Below are 18,848 nucleotides of genomic sequence, written 5' to 3'. Positions count from 1 at the left end.
CGAAATCCCTACTTCGCCACGTGCCAGACATCCTTGAAGTTATCGCCCATGCGGTCGGCGGCGGTTTTGTCGTTCTGGAAAAAGTACAGCGGCTTGCCCTTGTAGGCCCATTGTTTACTGCCGTCGTCACGGGTGACGAGGGTGTAGCCGTCTGTGGGCTGGTCGGCTGCCGCGGCCATCAGGGGCGGCCACAAGGTGGCGCAGGGGCCGTTGCAAACGCTTTTGCCGTTGCCCGCCATGTCTTTGTCAAAGGTGTACAGCGCCATACCGTTGGGCCCGACCAGCACGCCACCGGCCATTTTGGCGGGGGCATCGGCCGCACTGGCAGCCAGGGTGGCACAGCCGAGTAGCAGGGCTGCGGCAAAGGATTTTGTGAACATGGTGTGGTTTCCTTGGAAAGAAAATCGGGCAAGGTAGGGCAAAAAGCGCCTACATCCGGGTAGACGCAAAGTGTCTGTGGTTTATTCCCGCGGCCGCAAAAATATTCCCAATCCAGCACATACCCACCCACTTACTTATTTTTGTAATATGCATCCATACAACCGATACCCAAAGGCTTCACTATGGATGTACTGCGACTGACCCTGCGCCAACTGCAGATTTTTGTGGCCGTGGCCCACAGCGGCAGCACCACGGCGGCCAGCGTGGCGATTGCGCTGTCGCAGTCGGCCACCAGCTCTGCCGTGACGGAGCTGGAGCGACTGCTGTCACTGCAGTTGTTTGACCGCGTGGGCAAGCGCCTGCTGCTTAACGACAACGGCCGCGCCCTGCTGCCGCGCGCGCTGGCCCTGCTGGACGGGGCGGCAGGCATTGAACAGATGGCGCGCTATGGCAGCGGTGATGGCAGCGGCCAGGCCCAGTCGCTGCGCATCGGTGCCAGCACCACCATCGGCAACTATGTGCTGCCGCCGCTGCTGGGCGGCTGGGCGGCCTGGCAGGCATCGGGGCAGGCCAGCGCCTGGCAGTCCAGGGTGCAGATCGGTAACACCGAGCAAATAGCCCGCGCGGTGGCCGAATTTGCGCTGGACGTGGGCCTGATCGAAGGTGCCTGCCACGAGGCAACGCTGCAGGTCACCCCCTGGCTGCAAGACACGCTGGTGCTGGTGGCCGCGCCCACGCACCCGCTGGCGCAGGGCGGCACCGCTTCGCTGGACGGCCTGCGTGAAGCCGTGTGGCTGCTGCGCGAACCCGGCTCGGGCACCCGCGAAACCACCGACCAGGCCCTGCTGCCGCACCTGCACGCCTACCGCCGCAGCATCGAGCTGGGCAGCTCCGAGGCCATGCAGCAGGCTGCCGTGCACGGACTGGGCATCACCTGCCTGTCGCGCTGGGTGGTGCAAGATAAATTGGCCGCCGGGCAGTTGCGCTGCCTGGCCACGCCTCTGCCCGCCATCCTGCGCCAATGCCATTTGATCGTGCCGCGCCACAAGCAGATCACCCCGGCGCTACAGGCCTTCATCGCCTTCGCCACAACATTTGCAACAACCCCTGGGAATGCTGCGCTGATGCAAAAGCACTAGAGTTCTAGAAAATTAGGAGCCCGCCATGCACCCCGCCTTTTACGCTTTCGGCTTTGCGCTAGTCGCCAGCAGTCTGCCTGCTGCCGCCCAAAATCCGCCTGCCTGTCCGGCCGTGCTGCAGCACCAGTTTCCGCGCCTGCAAGACGAGGCACCGCAGAACCTGTGCCAGTACACCGGCAAGGTGGTGCTGGTCGTCAACACCGCCAGCTACTGCGGCTTTGCGGGCCAGTTCGAGGGGCTGGAAGCGCTGTACGCCAAGCAAAAAGACAAGGGGCTGGTGGTGCTGGGCTTTCCGTCCAACGACTTCGCGCAAGAGGCCAAAACCTCCAAGGAAATTGCCGACTTCTGCTTCAACACCTACGGTGTGAAATTCCCGATGCTAGGCAAATCGGTGGTGTCGGGTGCGGGCAAAAATGCGTTCTACGCCGAACTGGTCAAGGCCACGGGCCAAGAGCCGCGCTGGAACTTCTACAAATACCTGATCGACCGCAAAGGCCAGGTAGTGGACAGCTATAACTCCATGACCGGGCCCGACAGCCCCAAGCTGGTGGCGGCGATTGACAAGGCGCTAGCGCAGAAGCCCTAGGCATTAACTTAGGCATCAAATTGGCCTATAGCGCATATGCCATCTACACCATTAGCTATAAATTTAGTAGCAATCAACTTAATTCTTGCTAGCTTCCATCGCAAACCGCAGCAGCGCGGCACTGCTGTCTAAATTGAAGCGCTGGCGGATGTTGGCGCGGTGCGCATCCACGGTGCGAAAGTCGATGCCCAGAAAGCGCGCGATCTCCTTGCTGGTCAGGCCCTGGGCCACCAGGGCCAGCACCTCGGCCTCGCGGGCGGTCAGGCTGGGCTGCTGCTGGCGGCGCTCCAGGGCGCGCATCAGGCCCGCGGGGTAATGGGTAGAGCCACCCATCACCGCCTCGATGGCCTTGACGATTACCTCCACCTCCGACTCCTTGACCACAAAACCCGCCGCACCGGCATCAAAGGCCTGCAGCATGTGCTCTTCTTGCGTGGAGGCCGTGAACACCACGTAGCGGATGCCCGGCTGGCGCGCGCTCAGGCGCTCGATCAGGCTGATGCCGCTGGTGGGCTGCATGCGCAAATCCGTCAGCACGATGTCTGGCTGGCTTTGCTCGGCCAGCACCAGGGCTTCTTCGGCGCTGCGGGCCTGCGCTACCACCTGCACGGGCGGGCCGTAGGTAGTGAGCAGGCTGACCAGGCTGTGCAGCACGATGGGGTGGTCGTCCACGATCAGCAGCTTGATAGGAGGGCGCGCGGCGGTAGGTGTCACAGTTTCAGGGCTTCCGGGGGCAAATAGGCGGTCAATACGGTAGCACCGGGCTCTGACTGCAGGCTGAACTGCCCGCCCAGTGTGGCAATACGTTCGCGCATGTGGGTCAGGCCCAGGCCTTCGCGCACTTGGCGCTGGCTGGCCTGCACGTCAAAGCCGCGGCCATCGTCGCGCAATTCCAAGCGTAAACCCGCGGCGTCGTACCGCAGGTGCAGCGCCACGTGGCGGGCCTGGGCGTGTTTTTCGACATTGCCCAGCGCTTCTTGCAGCACACGGAACACGGCGGTGGCCACGGCATCGGGCAACTGCGGCAGCGTGTCCACCTGCGCATCCACCGCGATGCCGGTGCGCTCGCCAAATTCACGGGCAATCTGGGCCACGGCACCGGCCAGGCCCACGTCGTCCAGCAGCGTGGGGCGCAGGTCGTGCGAGATGCGGCGCACATCGCGCATCACGCCCTGCATCAGGTCCAGCCCGCTGCGCAGCGTGGCGACGGCATCACCGCCACCCCGCTGCACCTGCACCAAGGCCGACTCGAAGACAAATTTCACCGACACCAGCCACTGGCTGATGCCGTCGTGCAGCTCGCGCGAGACGCGGGAGCGCTCGGCCTCTTGCGACAGCACCACCTTCTGGGCCATGGCCCGCAGCCGGGCATCGGCAGCACGCTGCTCGTACAAATTCAAGGCAAATCCGCCGCCCGCCACCAGCAGCAATGCGGCCAGTGCTATCAAAAGTATCTGGTTACGGGTTTGCACGATGGCTTGCGCGGTAGAGCTGGTGATCAGCGCCTCGGTTTCCTGCAGGTGGTCCAGGTACAGGCCGGTGCCCACCACCCAGCCCCAGGCGGGGATGAATTCCACATAGCCCAGCTTGCGCTCGACGCGGTGGGTGGAGGGCCGGTTCCAGGGGTAGTCCACAAAACCGCCGCCGCCCTGGGCCCGGGCCACCAGCTGCTGGATGGTCAGGCCGCCCGTGGCATCGCGCAGCTCCCACTGGCTGCGGCCCTCCAGCTGCGGCAGGCGCGGGTGCATCAGGCTGTTGCCGTTTTGGTCGTAAACAAAGAAGTAGCTGTCTTCGTCAAAGTCCATGCGCCGCAGCAGCGCCAGGGCTTCGTTTTGGGCCGCTGCTACATCGCCTTTTTGTTCCACCAGATAGGCGATGGCGCGCACGCCCACGCGCACAAAATGCGCCAGTTCGTCCTTACGGGCCTGCAGCAGAATGGGCTGCACTGCCGCGATCTGGGCCTGCGCCAACTGGTCGGACTGCTGGCGCACCGTCCACGCCACCGCCGCCATCGCCAACAACAGCGGCACGGCGGCCAGCAGCAACACTTTCCACCGTAAACGCATCGCCATCCTTTCGGTTTGAGCACCGATGGTAGACGGCCCTGCTCTAGGGAAAACGCTTACGTATTCACACAGAGCAGCGCTCCGCACTAGCACCGATGCCAAAGCATGTCGCGGCAAGAATACTCAAGTCTTTGATTTTTACAACGAGACAAGACCATGCACACTCCAACAAAAAGCTGGGCCAACCACGCCCTGTGGGCGCTGGTGGCCCTGGGCGGCGCGGGGGCGCTAGCCACCATTGCGCTGCACCGGGGCGAGACCGTCAACGCTCTGTGGGTGGTGGCCACGGCGATTGCGGTTTACCTGATCGCCTACCGCTACTACAGCCTGTTCATCGCCGACACGGTGCTCAAGCTCGACCCCGACCGCCCTACCCCGGCGGTGCGGCTCAACGACGGGCTGGACTACGTGCCGACCAACAAATACGTGCTGTTTGGCCACCACTTTGCGGCGATTGCCGGGGCCGGCCCGCTGGTCGGCCCGGTGCTGGCCGCGCAAATGGGCTACCTGCCCGGCATGCTGTGGATTCTGGCGGGCGTGGTGTTTGCCGGGGCGGTGCAGGACTTTCTGGTGCTGTTTATCTCCACCCGGCGCGATGGCCGCTCGCTGGGCGACCTGATCAAGTCCGAGCTCGGGCCGATACCGGGCGTGATCGCCTTGTTCGGCACCTTCATGATCATGGTAATCATCTTGGCGGTGCTGGCGCTGATCGTGGTCAAGGCGCTGGCCGACAGCCCCTGGGGCACGTTCACCGTGGCCGCCACGATTCCGCTGGCGCTGTTCATGGGCGTGTACACCCGCTACATCCGGCCGGGCAAGATTGGCGAGGTGTCGGTGATCGGCTTTGTGCTGCTGATCGCCTCCATCGTCGGCGGCGGCCAGGTGGCACAAAGTGCCGAATGGGCACCGATGTTCACCTTTGACGGCAAGCAACTCACCTGGATCCTGATTGCCTACGGCTTCATCGCCTCGGTGCTGCCGGTGTGGCTGCTGTTGGCCCCGCGCGACTATTTGTCCACCTTTTTGAAAATCGGCGCAATTCTGGCGCTGGCCATCGGCATCGTGGTGATTGCCCCCGATCTGAAGATGCCCGCCATCACCCGCTTTGTGGACGGCAGCGGCCCGGTGTGGGCGGGTAGCCTGTTTCCGTTTTTGTTCATCACCATCGCCTGCGGCGCGGTGTCGGGCTTTCACGCACTCATCGCCTCGGGCACCACGCCCAAGCTGCTGGAAAACGAAGCCCAGGCCCGCTTCATCGGCTACGGTGCAATGCTGATGGAGTCGTTTGTGGCCATCATGGCCCTGGTGGCCGCGTCCATCATCGAGCCGGGTGTGTACTTTGCGATGAACAGTCCGCTGGCCGTGCTCGGCCCCACGGCCGAAAGCGCCGCGCAGGTCATCTCGCAGTGGGGCTTTGTGGTCACGCCCGAGATGCTGCTGCAAACCGCCAAGGACGTGGGCGAAACCACCATCATCTCGCGTGCCGGTGGCGCACCCACGCTAGCCGTGGGCATGGCGCAAATCTTCTCGCACATGGTGGGCGGCAAGGCCATGATGGGCTTCTGGTACCACTTTGCCATTTTGTTCGAAGCCCTGTTCATCCTGACCGCCGTAGACGCAGGCACCCGCGCTGGCCGCTTCATGCTGCAAGACCTGCTGGGCACCTTCGTGCCCTCGCTCAAGAAGACCGACTCGTGGATCAGCAGCGGCCTGGCCACCGGCCTGTGCGTGGCCGCCTGGGGCTACTTTTTGTACCAGGGCGTGGTCGATCCGTTGGGCGGCATCAACACGCTGTGGCCGCTGTTTGGCATCTCCAACCAGATGCTGGCCAGCGTGGCGCTGATCCTGGGTACCGTGGTGCTGTTCAAGATGAAACGCGAGCGCTACGCCTGGGTGAGCATGCTGCCCGCCACCTGGCTGCTGATTTGCACCATGACCGCCGGATGGCAAAAGCTGTTCGATGCGAATCCAAAAATCGGCTTCCTGGCCCACGCTGCCAAGTACCGCGACGCGCTCGACCAGGACAAGCTGCTGGCCCCCGCCAAGGCCATGGAGGACATGCACCGCGTGATCGTCAACGACTACATCGATGCCACGCTGTGCGCCTTCTTCATGGTGGTGGTGGTGAGCATCCTGTTCTACGGCATCCGCGCCTGCCTGGCCGCCCGCCGCGCCAGCCAGCCCACCACCCGCGAGACCGGCGTGCCCGTGGTGATGCCCGTACGCATGACCGGTCGGAGTGGCCGCGCCAATGCTTAAAGAAATCGCCAGCCTGGGCAGCTACCTGGGCCAAACCGCCCGCCTGATGGTCGGCGTGCCCAACTACGACACCTACGTCGCCCACCAGCGCAGCCAGCACCCGGACCAGCCAGTGATGGGCTACGAGGCTTTCTTCCGCGAGCGGCAGGAGGCCCGGTACGGGGGCAAAGGGCGTGTGGGGCGCTGCTGCTGAGCCAATGCTCCTGTTTTTGACAAAGAAAACAGGAGCACCTCACGTATATTTAATATACGCAAGAGACCTTTTTTATGCCTGAAATTAGGCCTGCTACAGCATCTTCTGGATCAAAGCGCCCTTGAACAGCACAGGTCCGGTCGGCCCAAACCCAACAGGTACGCCGCCTTTGGGCTCCAAGGTAATGGCCAGGGTGGGGATGGCGTGGACATCGCCTTCACCGGCGGTCAGGCGCAGCAGCTTGTCGGTTCCCAACACGCCCAGCGAACGCGGCCCGCCCTTTGGTGGCAAAGCCCAGAGCTGGAGCGACTTGTCGCTGGCTTCCTGGTAGCCGCCCACGCGCTGCAGCAGCAGCTTGTTATTACTGGCATCGAAGGTCACCAGCATCGAAGGATCGGCCTTGCCATCGGCCAGCACGGCCACGTATTTGATTTGCGGTGCAGCCTGCAATTGGGTCTGCAGGCTGGCGATCTGGGTGCCCAGCTGCGCGCGCTGGTCCACGCCCACCACCATGGCGACGATGGCGGCTGCCACACCGGCAGCCGCCGCGCCGCGCCAAACGAACAGGCTGCGCAGCCATCCCACAGCAGCAGGCGGGGCTACGTGTGCATCGCGCATGGCCTGGCGCTGCACATCGGCCTGCACGAGGTTGTCGATACGCGTCCACACTACCGGCTCGGGCAATATCTGGGTTTGCAGTTCGGCCACACTGCCGATGCGGGCCTGCCAGATCAGGGCGGCGGCGCGCACCGGGGCCTGTTCGCGGGCCAAGGTTTCAAAGCGGCGGCGCGCGCCACCGCGCAGCGTGCCCAGGGCGTAGCTGGCGGCCAGTTTGTCTAACAGTTCAGGGTGTTGGGGCAAATGCATTTATTTGCTCCTTACGCAAACCGCGCCATGCAGGTGCGCAATTGTTCCAGCCCGCGCCGGATCCAGGTTTTTACCGTGCCCAGCGGCAGCTTGAGTTGTTCTGCCAGTTCGCCGTGGCTCAGGTCGCGCAGATAGGCCAGGCTGACCACCTCGCGCTGGCGGTTTTCCAGCCGGGCCATGCACTGGTGCAGCGCCCAGGCTTGCTGGCTGGCATTGGTGGTGTCCATCGGGTTGGGGCTGTCGCCCTCTAAAGTTTCGGCCATCACTTCGTCAAGTTCCTGCGTCACGCCATTGCGGTCGGCGGTGCGGCGGCGCAAAAAGTCCAGTCCCCGGCTGCGCACGATCAGCCCCAGCCAGGCCATCGGCGGGCTGAGGCTGGCGCGGTAGTCGCCTGCGGCGCGCCAGATGGTCATGAAGGCCTCTTGCAGCACGTCTTCGGCCCATTCCCGGTTGCCCACCACGCGCACCGCCAGCCCGTAGAGCTTGGACGAGGTGTGCTCGTACAAAGCTTTCAGGGCGGAAGCATCGCGGTTGGCGACTCGGTCCAGCAGTTCCATGAGTTCAGTGTCCGGGTTGAGAGAGGAAGTGGGTGTGGATGGGCTCATAAGCCGGATTGTCAGGCATATCCAGATACAGATTCCAATGCAGGGAATACGGGGCCTGGGGGGCTTTGGATTCAGACCCTAATAACCCAGTATGCCAGTATGGATTTACATCTACTCTGTGCGACGCTGCGTAAACGCCAAGTCGCCTGCGATAGTGCAGCCCTTAACTATTCCGTCTGTATGCACATGTTTTCTGAAGCCCACGCCCTGCCCCGCCTGCCTTTTTTGTTACTCGCCCTGTGGGCCGCTGCACCGGTCAGCGCCCAGTCGGTGGAACATGGCCACGCGCTGTACACCGCCCATTGCACCGCCTGCCACAGCGTGGGCTACAACCTTACCGGCCCCATGCACCTGGGCGTGGTGGGCCGCAAGGCGGGCAGCGTGCCCGGATTTGACTATTCGCCCGCGCTGCGCCATAGCAAGCTGGTGTGGACCCGTGCCAACCTGCTGGCCTGGCTGCAAGACCCCGAGGCGCTGATTCCCGGCCAGGGTATGGACTTCAGCCTGGAGTCTGCCCGCGACCGCGAGGACGTGGTGGCCTACCTGGCCACGCTGACCCCGGCCTCCAAATAAGCTCAAGCAAAATACGGCATCTTTTCAACCGTATTTGCCATGTCCTTCCCCCAAGAAATCTCCCCCGGCCTCGTTATCCAAGGCATCACCCCGCCGCTGCGCCTGGCCGACTTCAAGCTGATTGCGTTCGACATGGATTCGACCCTGATCAACATCGAATGCGTGGACGAAATCGCCGATGCTGCAGGCCGCAAGGCAGAGGTATCGGCCATCACCGAAGCCGCCATGCGTGGCGAAATCACCGACTACAAAGACAGCCTGCGCCAGCGCGTCGCCCTGCTCAAGGGCGTGAGCGTAGCCAGCATGGAGCAGGTCTACACCCAGCGCCTGCAACTCAACCCGGGTGCGGCGGCTCTGGTGGCGGCCTGCAAGGCAGCGGGCATGCAGGTGCTGCTGGTGAGCGGCGGCTTTACCTTTTTTACCGACCGGATTCGTGACTTATTGCACATCGATGCCACCCGCTCTAACCACCTGGAGGCTATCGATGGTCTGCTCACCGGCCGTATGCTGGGCCAGCCCTGGGGCGACATTTGCGACGGTGACGAAAAACGCAAGATGCTGTTGGAAACCTGCGCCAAGATGGGCATTAGTCCACACCAGGCTATCGCCATGGGCGACGGCGCAAACGATTTGCCCATGATGGGCGTGGCCGGTTTGTCGGTGGCCTACCACGCCAAACCGGCGGTACGGGCCCAGGCGATGGTGGCAATCAACACTGGCGGGCTGGACCGGCTCTTAGAGATACTCAACTAAATGGCCTTTGCCCTTACTTGACACACGCTGGGGCTAAGGCTCTATGATGATTTACGAGCTGATTTAAAACACATAAAAAAGAACTTCCCACGAGCCTTGCGACTCAGACCCATACGACCATAGACAGCACAACACCTAGGAGAATGCCATGACCATTTTCACCCGCTACCAAGGCCGCTTTACCGCTGCACAGGAAGAGGAAATGTCGGTTCAAGACTACCTGGAGTTGTGCAAACGCGACCCCTCGGCCTACGCCAGCGTGGCCGAGCGCATGTTGATGGCCATCGGTGAGCCCGCACTGGTTGACACCCGCACCGACCCGCGCCTGTCGCGCATCTTTGCCAACAAGGTGCTCAAGGTCCACCCCAGCTTCAAAGACCTGTACGGCATGGAAGAGGTGATCGAGCACATCGTCGCCTACTTCCGCCACGCCGCCCAGGGGCTGGAGGAAAAGAAGCAAATTCTGTATCTGCTGGGTCCGGTGGGCGGCGGCAAATCGTCAATAGCCGAGCGGCTCAAGGCGCTGATCGAAAAAGTACCGTTCTACGCCATCAAGGGATCGCCGGTACACGAGTCGCCGCTGGGCCTGTTCAACCCGGCTGAAGATGCGGACCTGCTGGAGTCCGACTACAAGATTCCGCGCCGTTACCTGGGCACCATCATGAGCCCTTGGGCCGTCAAGCGGATGCAGGAATTTGGCGGCGACATCACCCAGTTCCGGGTGGTCAAGCTACGCCCCTCGGTGCTGTCGCAAATTGCCGTGTCCAAGACCGAACCTGGCGACGAAAACAACCAGGACATCTCGGCCCTGGTGGGCAAGATTGACATACGCAAGCTGGAAACCTATTCACAAGACGACCCGGATGCCTATTCGTATTCGGGCGGGCTGTGCCTGTCGAACCGGGGCATTCTGGAGTTTGTGGAAATGTTCAAGGCCCCCATCAAGGTCTTGCACCCGCTGCTAACCGCCACCCAAGAGGGCAACTACAAAGGCACCGAAGGCTTTGGTGCCATTCCGTTCGACGGGCTGATCCTGGCCCACTCGAACGAGGCCGAATGGCAGGCCTTCAAGAACAACCGCAACAACGAGGCCTTCCTGGACCGCATCTACATCGTCAAGGTGCCGTACTCGCTGCGCGTGTCGGACGAAATTCACATTTATGAAAAGTTGGTGGAAAACTCGTCGCTGGTGAAAGCACCCTGCGCGCCCGACACACTGCGCATGCTGGCCCAGTTCTCGGTTCTGTCGCGCCTGAAAGAGCCGGAGAACAGCAGCAGCTTCTCGAAGATGCGGGTCTACGACGGCGAGAACCTCAAAGATACCGACCCCAAGGCCAAAAGCTACCAGGAGTACCGCGACTTTGCCGGGGTGGACGAAGGCATGACCGGCCTATCGACGCGCTTTGCGTTCAAGATTTTGTCGCGCGTATTCAACTTCGACCACCGCGAAGTGGCCGCCAACCCGGTGCACCTGATGTACGTGCTGGAGCAGCAGATCGAGCAAGAGCAGTACCCGCCCGAAGTGGAAGAAAAGTACCTGCGCTACATCAAGGAATTTTTGTCGCCGCGCTACGCCGAATTCATCGGCAAGGAGATCCAGACCTCGTACTTGGAGAGCTATTCCGAGTACGGGCAAAACATTTTTGACCGCTACGTGGTCTACGCCGACTTTTGGATCCAGGACCAAGAATACCGCGACCCCAACACCGGCGAAATGCTGGACCGCAGCGCCCTGAACGACGAGCTGGAAAAGATCGAAAAGCCCGCCGGCATCAGCAACCCCAAGGACTTCCGCAACGAGGTGGTCAACTTCGTGTTGCGCGCCCGCGCCCGACAAGACGGCCACAACCCGCTGTGGACCTCCTACGAGAAGCTGCGCGCGGTGATCGAGAAGAAGATGTTCTCCAACACCGAAGAGTTGCTGCCGGTGATCTCGTTCAACACCAAGGGCAGCGGCGAAGAGCAGAAGAAGCACCAAGATTTTGTGAACCGCATGATCACCAAGGGCTACACCGAGAAGCAGGTACGTCTGCTGTGCGAATGGTATTTAAGGGTCCGTAAGTCTTCATAACTGCCGTCCACCATTTGGAGTGTTTATGACCGTGCGCATCGTAGACCGTCGATTTGACAGCAAGCACAAAAGCTCGGTCAACCGCAGCCGCTTCATCCAGCGCTTCAAAGGCCAGATCCGCAAGGCCGTGTCCGATGCCGTCAACAAGCGCGGCCTGAAGGACCTGGACAACGGCGAGAAAATCGGTATTTCGGGCCGCGACATCGGCGAGCCGCAGTTTGAACACGGCAAGGGCGGCGTCTGGGAAACGGTGCGCCCCGGCAACGACCGATTTTTGCGCGGCGACCAGGTGGAGCGCCCGCCCAGCGGCGGTGGCAAAGGCAGCGGCAAGGGCCAGGCCAGCCAGGACGGCGAGGGGCTGGACGAGTTTGTCTTCACCCTCACCCGCGACGAGTTTCTGGACATCTTTTTCGACGAACTGGCCCTGCCGAATCTGGTCAAGTTACAGCTGGCCCGCATCGAGCAGTACCGCCGCATCCGCGCGGGTTTTGTGCAAACCGGGGTGCCGACCAACATCAACCTCAGCCGCACCATGCGCGGCGCGGCACTGCGGCGCATTGCCATCGGTGGCCCGTACGCGGCGCAGATCCGGGCGCTGGAAGCCGAGCTGATGGAGCTGTTGAGTACCCGCCCTGAAGACGACCCTGAGGTAGAGCAAGCCCGCCGCGACATCGCCAAGCTGCGCGCCAAAATCGAGGCCGTGCCCTTTGTAGACACTTTTGACCTGCGCTACAACAACCGCGTGCGCGTGCCCCAGCCGACCACCCAGGCGGTGATGTTTTGCCTGCTGGATGTGTCGGGCTCGATGGACGAGGGCCGCAAGAACGTGGCCAAGCGCTTCTTTATGCTGCTGTATTTGTTTTTGACACGCAACTACGAGCGCATCGAGGTGGTTTTCATCCGCCACCACACCATCGCCAGCGAGGTGGACGAAGACGACTTCTTCACCTCGCGCGAGTCGGGCGGTACGGTGGTGTCGAGCGCCCTGAAGCTGATGCACGAGATCATCGTCGCCCGCTACCCCAGCAACGCCTGGAATATCTACGGCGCGCAGGCCTCGGACGGCGACAACTGGCACGACGACTCGCCCCGCTGCAAGGCCTTGCTGGAAGAATCCATCCTGCCGCTGACCCAGTTTTTTGCCTACATCGAAATCACCGACGGCCCGCCGCAAAACCTGTGGGAGGAATACGAGCGCCTGGCCAGCAGCAAACAAGGCACGTTCGCCATGCAGCGCATTGCAACGGTGGCCGACATCTACCCCGTGTTCCGAGAGTTATTCAAACGCAGGGCCTGACCCCATGACCAAGCCGAAACTCCTCCCCACCGGCTCCGAATGGACCTTCGAGGCCATCGAAGAGTACGACCAGGCTATCGGCGAGGTGGCGGCACGCTACCAGCTCGACGGCTACCCGCATCTGCTCGAAGTCATCAGCGCCGAGCAGATGATGGACGCCTATGCCTCCATCGGCATGCCGGTCTACTACCACCACTGGTCGTTTGGCAAACATTTTTTGGCTACCGAAAACCGCTACAAACGCGGCCAGATGGGCCTGGCGTATGAGATTGTCATCAACTCCGACCCCTGCATTGCCTACCTGATGGACGAAAACACCCTGCCCATGCAGGCGCTGGTAATCGCCCACGCGGCCTACGGGCACAACTCGTTCTTCAAGGGCAACCACCTGTTCAAGCAGTGGACCAGCGCCGATGCCATCGTCGATTACCTGGTGTTCGCCCGCAAGTACATCGCCCAGTGCGAAGAGCGCTTTGGCATGGAGGCGGTGGAGCAGCTGCTGGATGCCTGCCACGCCCTCAGCAACCTGGGCGTAGACCGCTACAAGCGCTCACCCCGCCTGTCGCTAGAGAAGGAAACCACCCGCCTCAAAGAGCGCGCTGAGTACCTGCAAGCCCAGGTGAACGACCTGTGGCGCACCCTGCCGCCGCGCGCCGAAGCCGAAGAAACCCGCGAAGAAAAGCGCTTTCCGCTGGAACCCGAAGAAAACCTGCTGTACTTTGTAGAAAAAAATGCCCCCCTGCTCGACCCCTGGCAGCGCGAGGTGGTGCGCATCGTGCGCAAGATTGGCCAGTACTTTTACCCGCAGCGCCAGACCCAGGTGATGAACGAAGGCTGGGCCACCTACTGGCACTACACCCTGCTCAATACCTTGTACGACGAAGGCCGCCTGGGCGACGGTTTCATGCTGGAGTTCTTGCAGTCGCACACCAACGTGGTCTACCAGCCGCCGTACAACAGCCCGCATTTTTCGGGCATCAACGTGTACGCGCTGGGTTTTGCGATGTGGCGCGACATCCGCCGCATCTGCGAAGCGCCCACCGACGAAGACCGCGCCTGGTTTCCCGATATCGCGGGCTCCGAGTGGCGCAAGACCTTTGACTTTGCGATGCACAACTTCAAGGACGAAAGCTTCATCGCCCAGTACCTGTCACCCAAGCTGATGCGCGAGTTCCGTTTTTTCTCGGTGCTGGACGACGACGCCCGCAAGACGCTGGACATCCAGAGCATCCACGACGACAGCGGCTTTCGCGCCCTGCGCCAGCAGCTGTCGGAGCAGTACGACCTGGGCAACCGCGAGCCCAACATCCAGGTCTGGAACGTGGACCTGCGCGGTGACCGCTCGCTCACCCTGCGCCACTTCGCCCACCAACGCCGCCCGCTGGGCGAATCCAGCGCCACCGTGCTCAAGCACATGGCCACGCTGTGGGGCTTCAACGTGCGGCTGGAGCGGCAAAACGCCGACGGCAGCGTCTCGCTGGTCACCGAGCACCAAAGCGAAAAGCGCCGCCGCAGCGATGCCAAAAAAAGCCCCTGACCCTGTTGCTCCTATTTAAATAGCTACTAGCGCATACAGTACCTACGCTAGAGGCCTATTTTTTATAAATTTTACTTACCCCTGTGGCCAGAGCGGTATTTAAATAACCATCCGAATACCATCCATACGGATGGTTTAAACTGCAGGCATGCCCTCTAAAGCCATTGCGCAAACACCCTCCACCGCAGCCAAGCCCAGAGTGCTGGACTCGGAAAAAATCACCATCAACCTGGGTTTCGTCGACCTGGGCCACATCGACCTGCTAGTGGCTGAGAGCTTTTATGCCAACCGCACCGACTTCATCCGCACGGCCATCCGCAACCAGTTGGCTTCGCATGCCGATGCGGTCAAACAAGTGGTGGCCCGCAAGATGCTGGTGCTGGGCCTGCAGCATTTCAGCCAGGCCGACCTGTTGGCGGTGCAGGCCGCGAACCAAAAATTGCAGGTGCGCGTGCTCGGCCTGGCCAGCATAGGCCACGACGTATCGCCCGAGCTGGCGCTGGCCACCATCGCTTCGCTCGAAGTGCTGGGCTCGCTGCAAGCCAGCCCCGAAGTCAAAGCCGCCCTGGCCAGCCGGCATCTGTAGCCCCTCCTTTTTTCACCCCCTTTTCACCCCACCGAAAGCTGCCATGAGTGCCCTGTTCAAAAAATTTCTGCAAGAAGCCACCCGGCTTACCCGGAGTGGCAGCCTGCAAGAAGCCACGCGGGCCATCCAGCAGGCGCTGGGCCGCATGGCCCCCCCTGCTACGCCACCGCCTGCCGCATCCCCTTGGAGCACCGACAGCGATGTCATCGACGTGGTGGCGCGGCCTGCCCACAAGGCGACCCACCAGCCCCGCCAGCCGGTATCCGAGCCCGTGCGCCCCCTGTTCACGCCGGTGGAGCCGGCCTCTAACGATGGCCCCGGCGAATTCACCGAAGCCAGCTTTACCCACGCAGGCACCACCCGCAGCTACAAGCTCTACACCCCGCCACACGCCATTGCCCACCCGGCCCAGCCCTTGCCGCTGGTACTGATGCTGCACGGATGCACCCAAAACCCGGACGACTTCGCCACAGGCACCGGCATGAATGCGCTGGCGCTGGAGCACGGCTTTGTGGTGGTCTACCCCGCACAGAACGCCGGCGCCAACCCGCAGCGCTGTTGGAATTGGTTCACCCCCGGCGACCAGCAGCGCGACAGCGGTGAAGCCGCCTGGCTGGCTGCACTGGTCCACGAAGTCGGCCAGTTGCGTGCCATCGACCCGGCCCGCGTCTATGTGGCGGGCCTGTCCGCCGGCGGTGCCATGGCCAGCATCCTGGGCCACACCCACCCCGACGTGTTTGCCGCCGTGGGCGTGCATTCCGGTCTGGCCTGCGGTGTGGCCAGCAACGTGATCACCGCCCTGTCGGTGATGAAAAATGGCCGCAGTGTGGCCGGCGCCCCATCGCGCCTGCCCACCATCGTGTTCCATGGCGATGCCGATACAACCGTCCATCCGCACAACGCCGAAGCCGTGCTGCAAACCGCCATTGGCCAGGCCACCACCACCGCCAAAGTCACTGAGGGCACCGCCGCCCAAGGCCAAAGCTACACCCGCACCACCTACCAGACCGCTGGCGGCGGCAGCATTGCCGAAAACTGGAACCTGCACGGTGCAGGCCACGCCTGGTCGGGCGGCAGCGCCAAAGGTAGTTACACCGACCCGCTGGGCCCGGATGCCTCGGCCGAAATGTGGCGCTTCTTTGCGGCCCATCCGCGTGCCGCCGTGCACTAAACTGCCGCCCCTGCCTTCGCGTGTGTCCGCATGTCTGATTTTTTAACCGCCGCCTTCTACCAGTTTGTCGCCCTGCCCGACTACACCGCCCTGCAAGCCCCGCTGCTGGCCTGCTGCGAGGCGCACGGGGTCAAGGGCATGGTGTTGCTGGCGACCGAGGGTATCAACGGCACCATCGCCGGGCCGCCAGACGGTGTGCACGCGGTGCTGGCCTGGCTGCGCAACGACCCGCGCCTGGCGCAGTTGCAGCACAAGGAGGCCACCGCCCGCCACGACCCGTTCTACCGCATGAAGGTGCGGCTCAAACGCGAAATCGTCACCCTGGGTGTGCCGGGCGTGGACCCGACCCAACTGGCCGGGCAGTACGTCCAACCCGCCGACTGGAACGCCTTGATCAGCGACCCGGACGTGGTAGTGGTAGATACCCGCAATGACTACGAGGTGGCCATCGGCAGCTTTGAGGGCGCGCTCAACCCCCACACCCGCAGCTTTGCCGAACTGCCCCAGTGGGTCGAGCAGGCCCGTGCCGAGGGCCAGCCGCTGGCCAAAAAGCCCAAGGTCGCGATGTTCTGCACCGGCGGCATCCGCTGCGAAAAATCCACCGCTTTCCTGCGCGCCCAGGGCTTTGACGAGGTCTACCACCTGGAAGGCGGCATCCTGAAGTATTTAGAGACTGTGCCCGAGGCCGACAGCCTGTGGCGCGGCCAATGCTTTGTGTTTGACGAGCGCGTGTCGGTAGGCCACGGCCTGGTGCCCGGCGGGCTGGAACTCTGCCGCTCCTGTCGCCACCCGCTGACCGAGGCCGACCTGGCATCGCCCGAATTTGAACGCGGTGTGGCTTGCGCCCGCTGCGTGGACCAGACCACCGAAGCCCAAAAACAGGGCTACCGCGAGCGCGAGCGGCAGATGGCGCTGGCCGACGCAAGGCAAACACAGCACGTCGGCGCAAAGCTCGCCAAATGACGCTGCCCATCCTGTATTCCTTCCGCCGCTGCCCCTACGCCATGCGGGCGCGGCTGGCGCTGGCCGTGAGTGGCCAAACAGTGGAATTGCGCGAAGTGGTGCTGCGCAACAAGCCGCCCGAGCTGCTGGCGGCATCCCCCAAAGCCACGGTGCCGGTGCTGGTACTGCCCAATGGCCGCGTGCTGGAGCAGAGCCTGGACATCATGCGCTGGGCTTTGGAGCACAGCGACCCTGCGGGCTGGCTGCAAGCGCCACTGGCGGAAATGCTGGCGTTGACCAGTGCGGTGGACGGCCCCTTCAAACACCACCTGGACCGCTACAAATACCCAGGTCGCTATGAAGACGATAGCACCTCACCCAGTCAGTACCTACACCGGATTGCTATCGGGCATATGGTTTCCGAATGGGAGCAACGCCTGGCCAGACAGCCCTATCTGTTCGGCCTCCACCCCACGCTGGCCGATATGGCCACCGCACCGTTTGTGCGCCAATTTGCGCATGTGGATGCCACCTGGTTTGCGGCCCAGCCTTGGCCGCGGGTGCAAAAATGGCTGGCAGATTTTGAAGCATCCGCGCTGTTTGCGCAGGTGATGCAAAAATTTGCGCCGTGGCAGTCTGGCAGTGCGGGCCTGCCCTTTCCTAGAGCGCCTTAAGCCCCATCAGCAGCAAACCCGCGGCCAAAAAGCTGCCCTGCAGGCGCAAGGCCGAGGGCATGCAGATCAGACGGGTCTCCACATTGCGGTACAACCACTGCCCCGAGCGCAGCGACAGCGTAAAGGCCAGCAGCATGCCCGCAGCATTCATCCACGGCTGGGCGGGGAAATACTGGCTGAACACGGTGTTGACCAGCAGGCACACCGAGAAATGCACCAAAAACACCGAGTACGACATCTGCCCCAGGCGCTGCACGCGTGGCAGCGGCGACCACTGACGTGCCCAGGGGCTAGCCTGCAACACGCCCAGCACCAGGGTGGTGACCAAGGCCACGGCGATGCGCTCGCGGTAGTCCAGCACCAGGGCGGTCAAGCCCAGCAAGGCCAAGGCCACTAGCCAGGCCCAGGGCCGGGCACTGCGTCCTGCCCAAAACGCCAGCATGCCCATGCCGTAGGCCCCGGCAAAGTACAGGCCCAGGGTGTCGAAATTGGCATCCAGGTTGAAATACAGCAGCGAGGCGCTGGTCAACCCCACCACCAGCACCGGGGACAGCCAGCGGGCCGATGGACCGTTTGACAGACCACCCGACCATCGACGCGCCAGACTGAACACCAGCACCGCCAGCACAAACAGCTGGAAGTCGATAGCCACGTACCAAACCCCGGCCGACAGGGCCTCATAGCCCAGCAAATCCTGCAGCATGAACACATGGGCCAGCAACTGGGGCAGCGAGGGCTCGGACGGGATGGACGGGTGCTCCATGCCGTAGCGCGCCACGGCAGCCGCCAGCAGGCCAAACAGCAGCGCGGCCAGATACGGCGTGGACAGCCGCACAAAGCGCCGCTGCACCTGCTGCCAGGACCCTTCGAACCGGGCCACGCCGTCAGGGGCCAGGGTGCTGGCGGCCAGGTAGCCACCCAGCACCAGAAACACCTGTACCGCCATGCGGCCGTAAGTGAACAGCCAGTCCATCAATTCGCTGGCCAGCGGGTAGGCGGTCGTGGACATGGGGCCGTAAAACACCAGGTGGTGGGCCACGATGAGCATGCAGGCCAGGCCTTTGAGAACATCCAATAACGGAATGCGGGAAGCGCGGGGTGTAGAAATCGGCATCGTCACAAAAAACGTCCGCCCGCCGCTGGCAGTG

19 protein-coding genes are annotated in these 18,848 nt (G+C 62.7%); 13 read left to right on the top strand and 6 right to left on the bottom strand.

The features are described 5' to 3' along the window. Positions 1-8 precede the first annotated feature (8 nt). On the bottom strand, positions 9-380 hold the full coding sequence (locus Q0T48_RS20425) for a hypothetical protein (RefSeq protein WP_295960428.1): 372 nt from the start codon (positions 378-380) through the stop codon (positions 9-11). Between the two features lie 183 nt (positions 381-563). Between Q0T48_RS20425 and Q0T48_RS20420 the strand changes: the two genes are divergently transcribed. Both Q0T48_RS20420 and Q0T48_RS20415 read left to right on the top strand, forming a co-directional pair. Then, positions 564-1,520 (top strand): LysR family transcriptional regulator, encoded by a 957-nt coding sequence (locus tag Q0T48_RS20420; RefSeq protein WP_295960425.1) that lies wholly within the window; start codon positions 564-566, stop codon positions 1,518-1,520. A 25-nt stretch (positions 1,521-1,545) separates the two neighbouring features. Next, entirely contained in the window at positions 1,546-2,106 is a 561-nt protein-coding gene (locus Q0T48_RS20415) for a glutathione peroxidase (protein WP_295960422.1), read from the top strand. 78 nt (positions 2,107-2,184) lie between these two features. Here the strand turns inward: Q0T48_RS20415 and Q0T48_RS20410 are convergent, their stop codons facing one another. Further along, complete coding sequence (locus tag Q0T48_RS20410) at positions 2,185-2,820, bottom strand: response regulator transcription factor (RefSeq protein WP_295960419.1); 636 nt, start codon at positions 2,818-2,820, stop codon at positions 2,185-2,187. After that, a complete protein-coding gene (locus Q0T48_RS20405; RefSeq protein WP_295960416.1) occupies positions 2,817-4,172 on the bottom strand; it encodes a cache domain-containing protein in 1,356 nt (451 codons plus the stop codon). The genes Q0T48_RS20410 and Q0T48_RS20405 overlap by 4 nt, the downstream gene beginning before the upstream one ends. Before the next feature lie 156 nt (positions 4,173-4,328). On the opposite strand from Q0T48_RS20405, the gene Q0T48_RS20400 reads away from it, so the two are divergent. Further along, the gene (locus Q0T48_RS20400; RefSeq protein WP_295960413.1) at positions 4,329-6,431 is read left to right on the top strand and encodes a carbon starvation CstA family protein; all 2,103 of its coding nucleotides are present in this window, start codon (positions 4,329-4,331) and stop codon (positions 6,429-6,431) included. Next, positions 6,424-6,624, top strand: a complete 201-nt coding sequence (locus Q0T48_RS20395; protein WP_295960411.1) for a YbdD/YjiX family protein — start codon at positions 6,424-6,426, stop codon at positions 6,622-6,624. Before Q0T48_RS20400 ends, Q0T48_RS20395 begins: the two co-directional genes overlap by 8 nt. Before the next feature lie 93 nt (positions 6,625-6,717). On the opposite strand, the gene Q0T48_RS20390 is transcribed toward Q0T48_RS20395, so the two are convergent. Further along, on the bottom strand, positions 6,718-7,491 hold the full coding sequence (locus Q0T48_RS20390; RefSeq protein WP_295960408.1) for an anti-sigma factor: 774 nt from the start codon (positions 7,489-7,491) through the stop codon (positions 6,718-6,720). An 11-nt stretch (positions 7,492-7,502) separates the two neighbouring features. Then, positions 7,503-8,096 carry a sigma-70 family RNA polymerase sigma factor gene (locus Q0T48_RS20385; RefSeq protein ID WP_295960406.1) on the bottom strand — a complete coding sequence of 198 codons (594 nt, stop codon included), beginning with the start codon at positions 8,094-8,096 and terminating at the stop codon, positions 7,503-7,505. Positions 8,097-8,276: 180 nt separating this feature from the next. Here Q0T48_RS20385 and Q0T48_RS20380 point away from each other — a divergent pair, with 180 nt between their 5' ends. From Q0T48_RS20380 to Q0T48_RS20340, 9 genes are all read left to right on the top strand, one after another. Then, the gene (locus Q0T48_RS20380; RefSeq protein ID WP_295960403.1) at positions 8,277-8,669 is read left to right on the top strand and encodes a c-type cytochrome; all 393 of its coding nucleotides are present in this window, start codon (positions 8,277-8,279) and stop codon (positions 8,667-8,669) included. A gap of 39 nt (positions 8,670-8,708) precedes the next feature. Then, positions 8,709-9,422, top strand: coding sequence for a phosphoserine phosphatase SerB (gene serB, locus Q0T48_RS20375; protein ID WP_295960400.1), 714 nt, complete (start codon positions 8,709-8,711; stop codon positions 9,420-9,422). Between the two features lie 148 nt (positions 9,423-9,570). Further along, on the top strand, positions 9,571-11,493 hold the full coding sequence (locus Q0T48_RS20370) for a PrkA family serine protein kinase (protein ID WP_295960397.1): 1,923 nt from the start codon (positions 9,571-9,573) through the stop codon (positions 11,491-11,493). 25 nt (positions 11,494-11,518) lie between these two features. Further along, the gene (locus tag Q0T48_RS20365) at positions 11,519-12,790 is read left to right on the top strand and encodes a YeaH/YhbH family protein (protein WP_295960395.1); all 1,272 of its coding nucleotides are present in this window, start codon (positions 11,519-11,521) and stop codon (positions 12,788-12,790) included. Positions 12,791-12,794: 4 nt separating this feature from the next. Then, on the top strand, positions 12,795-14,327 hold the full coding sequence (locus Q0T48_RS20360) for a SpoVR family protein (protein WP_295960392.1): 1,533 nt from the start codon (positions 12,795-12,797) through the stop codon (positions 14,325-14,327). Positions 14,328-14,475: 148 nt separating this feature from the next. Next, complete coding sequence (locus Q0T48_RS20355) at positions 14,476-14,913, top strand: CopG family transcriptional regulator (protein WP_295960389.1); 438 nt, start codon at positions 14,476-14,478, stop codon at positions 14,911-14,913. A gap of 43 nt (positions 14,914-14,956) precedes the next feature. Then, complete coding sequence (locus Q0T48_RS20350; protein WP_295960388.1) at positions 14,957-16,084, top strand: PHB depolymerase family esterase; 1,128 nt, start codon at positions 14,957-14,959, stop codon at positions 16,082-16,084. A gap of 30 nt (positions 16,085-16,114) precedes the next feature. Further along, a complete protein-coding gene (locus Q0T48_RS20345; protein WP_295960385.1) occupies positions 16,115-17,047 on the top strand; it encodes a rhodanese-related sulfurtransferase in 933 nt (310 codons plus the stop codon). Continuing rightward, a complete protein-coding gene (locus Q0T48_RS20340) occupies positions 17,044-17,700 on the top strand; it encodes a glutathione S-transferase (RefSeq protein WP_295960383.1) in 657 nt (218 codons plus the stop codon). The genes Q0T48_RS20345 and Q0T48_RS20340 overlap by 4 nt, the downstream gene beginning before the upstream one ends. Here the strand turns inward: Q0T48_RS20340 and Q0T48_RS20335 are convergent. Next, the gene (locus Q0T48_RS20335) at positions 17,687-18,775 is read right to left on the bottom strand and encodes an acyltransferase family protein (protein ID WP_295960381.1); all 1,089 of its coding nucleotides are present in this window, start codon (positions 18,773-18,775) and stop codon (positions 17,687-17,689) included. The genes Q0T48_RS20340 and Q0T48_RS20335 overlap by 14 nt on opposite strands. Between the last annotated feature and the right edge of the window lie 73 nt (positions 18,776-18,848).

The organism is Rhodoferax sp. (assembly GCF_025354435.1).
Lineage (GTDB): Bacteria > Pseudomonadota > Gammaproteobacteria > Burkholderiales > Burkholderiaceae_C > Rhodoferax_B.
The sequence above is the reverse complement of the archived record's forward strand: the minus strand, read 5'-3'. Positions and strand labels throughout refer to the sequence as shown.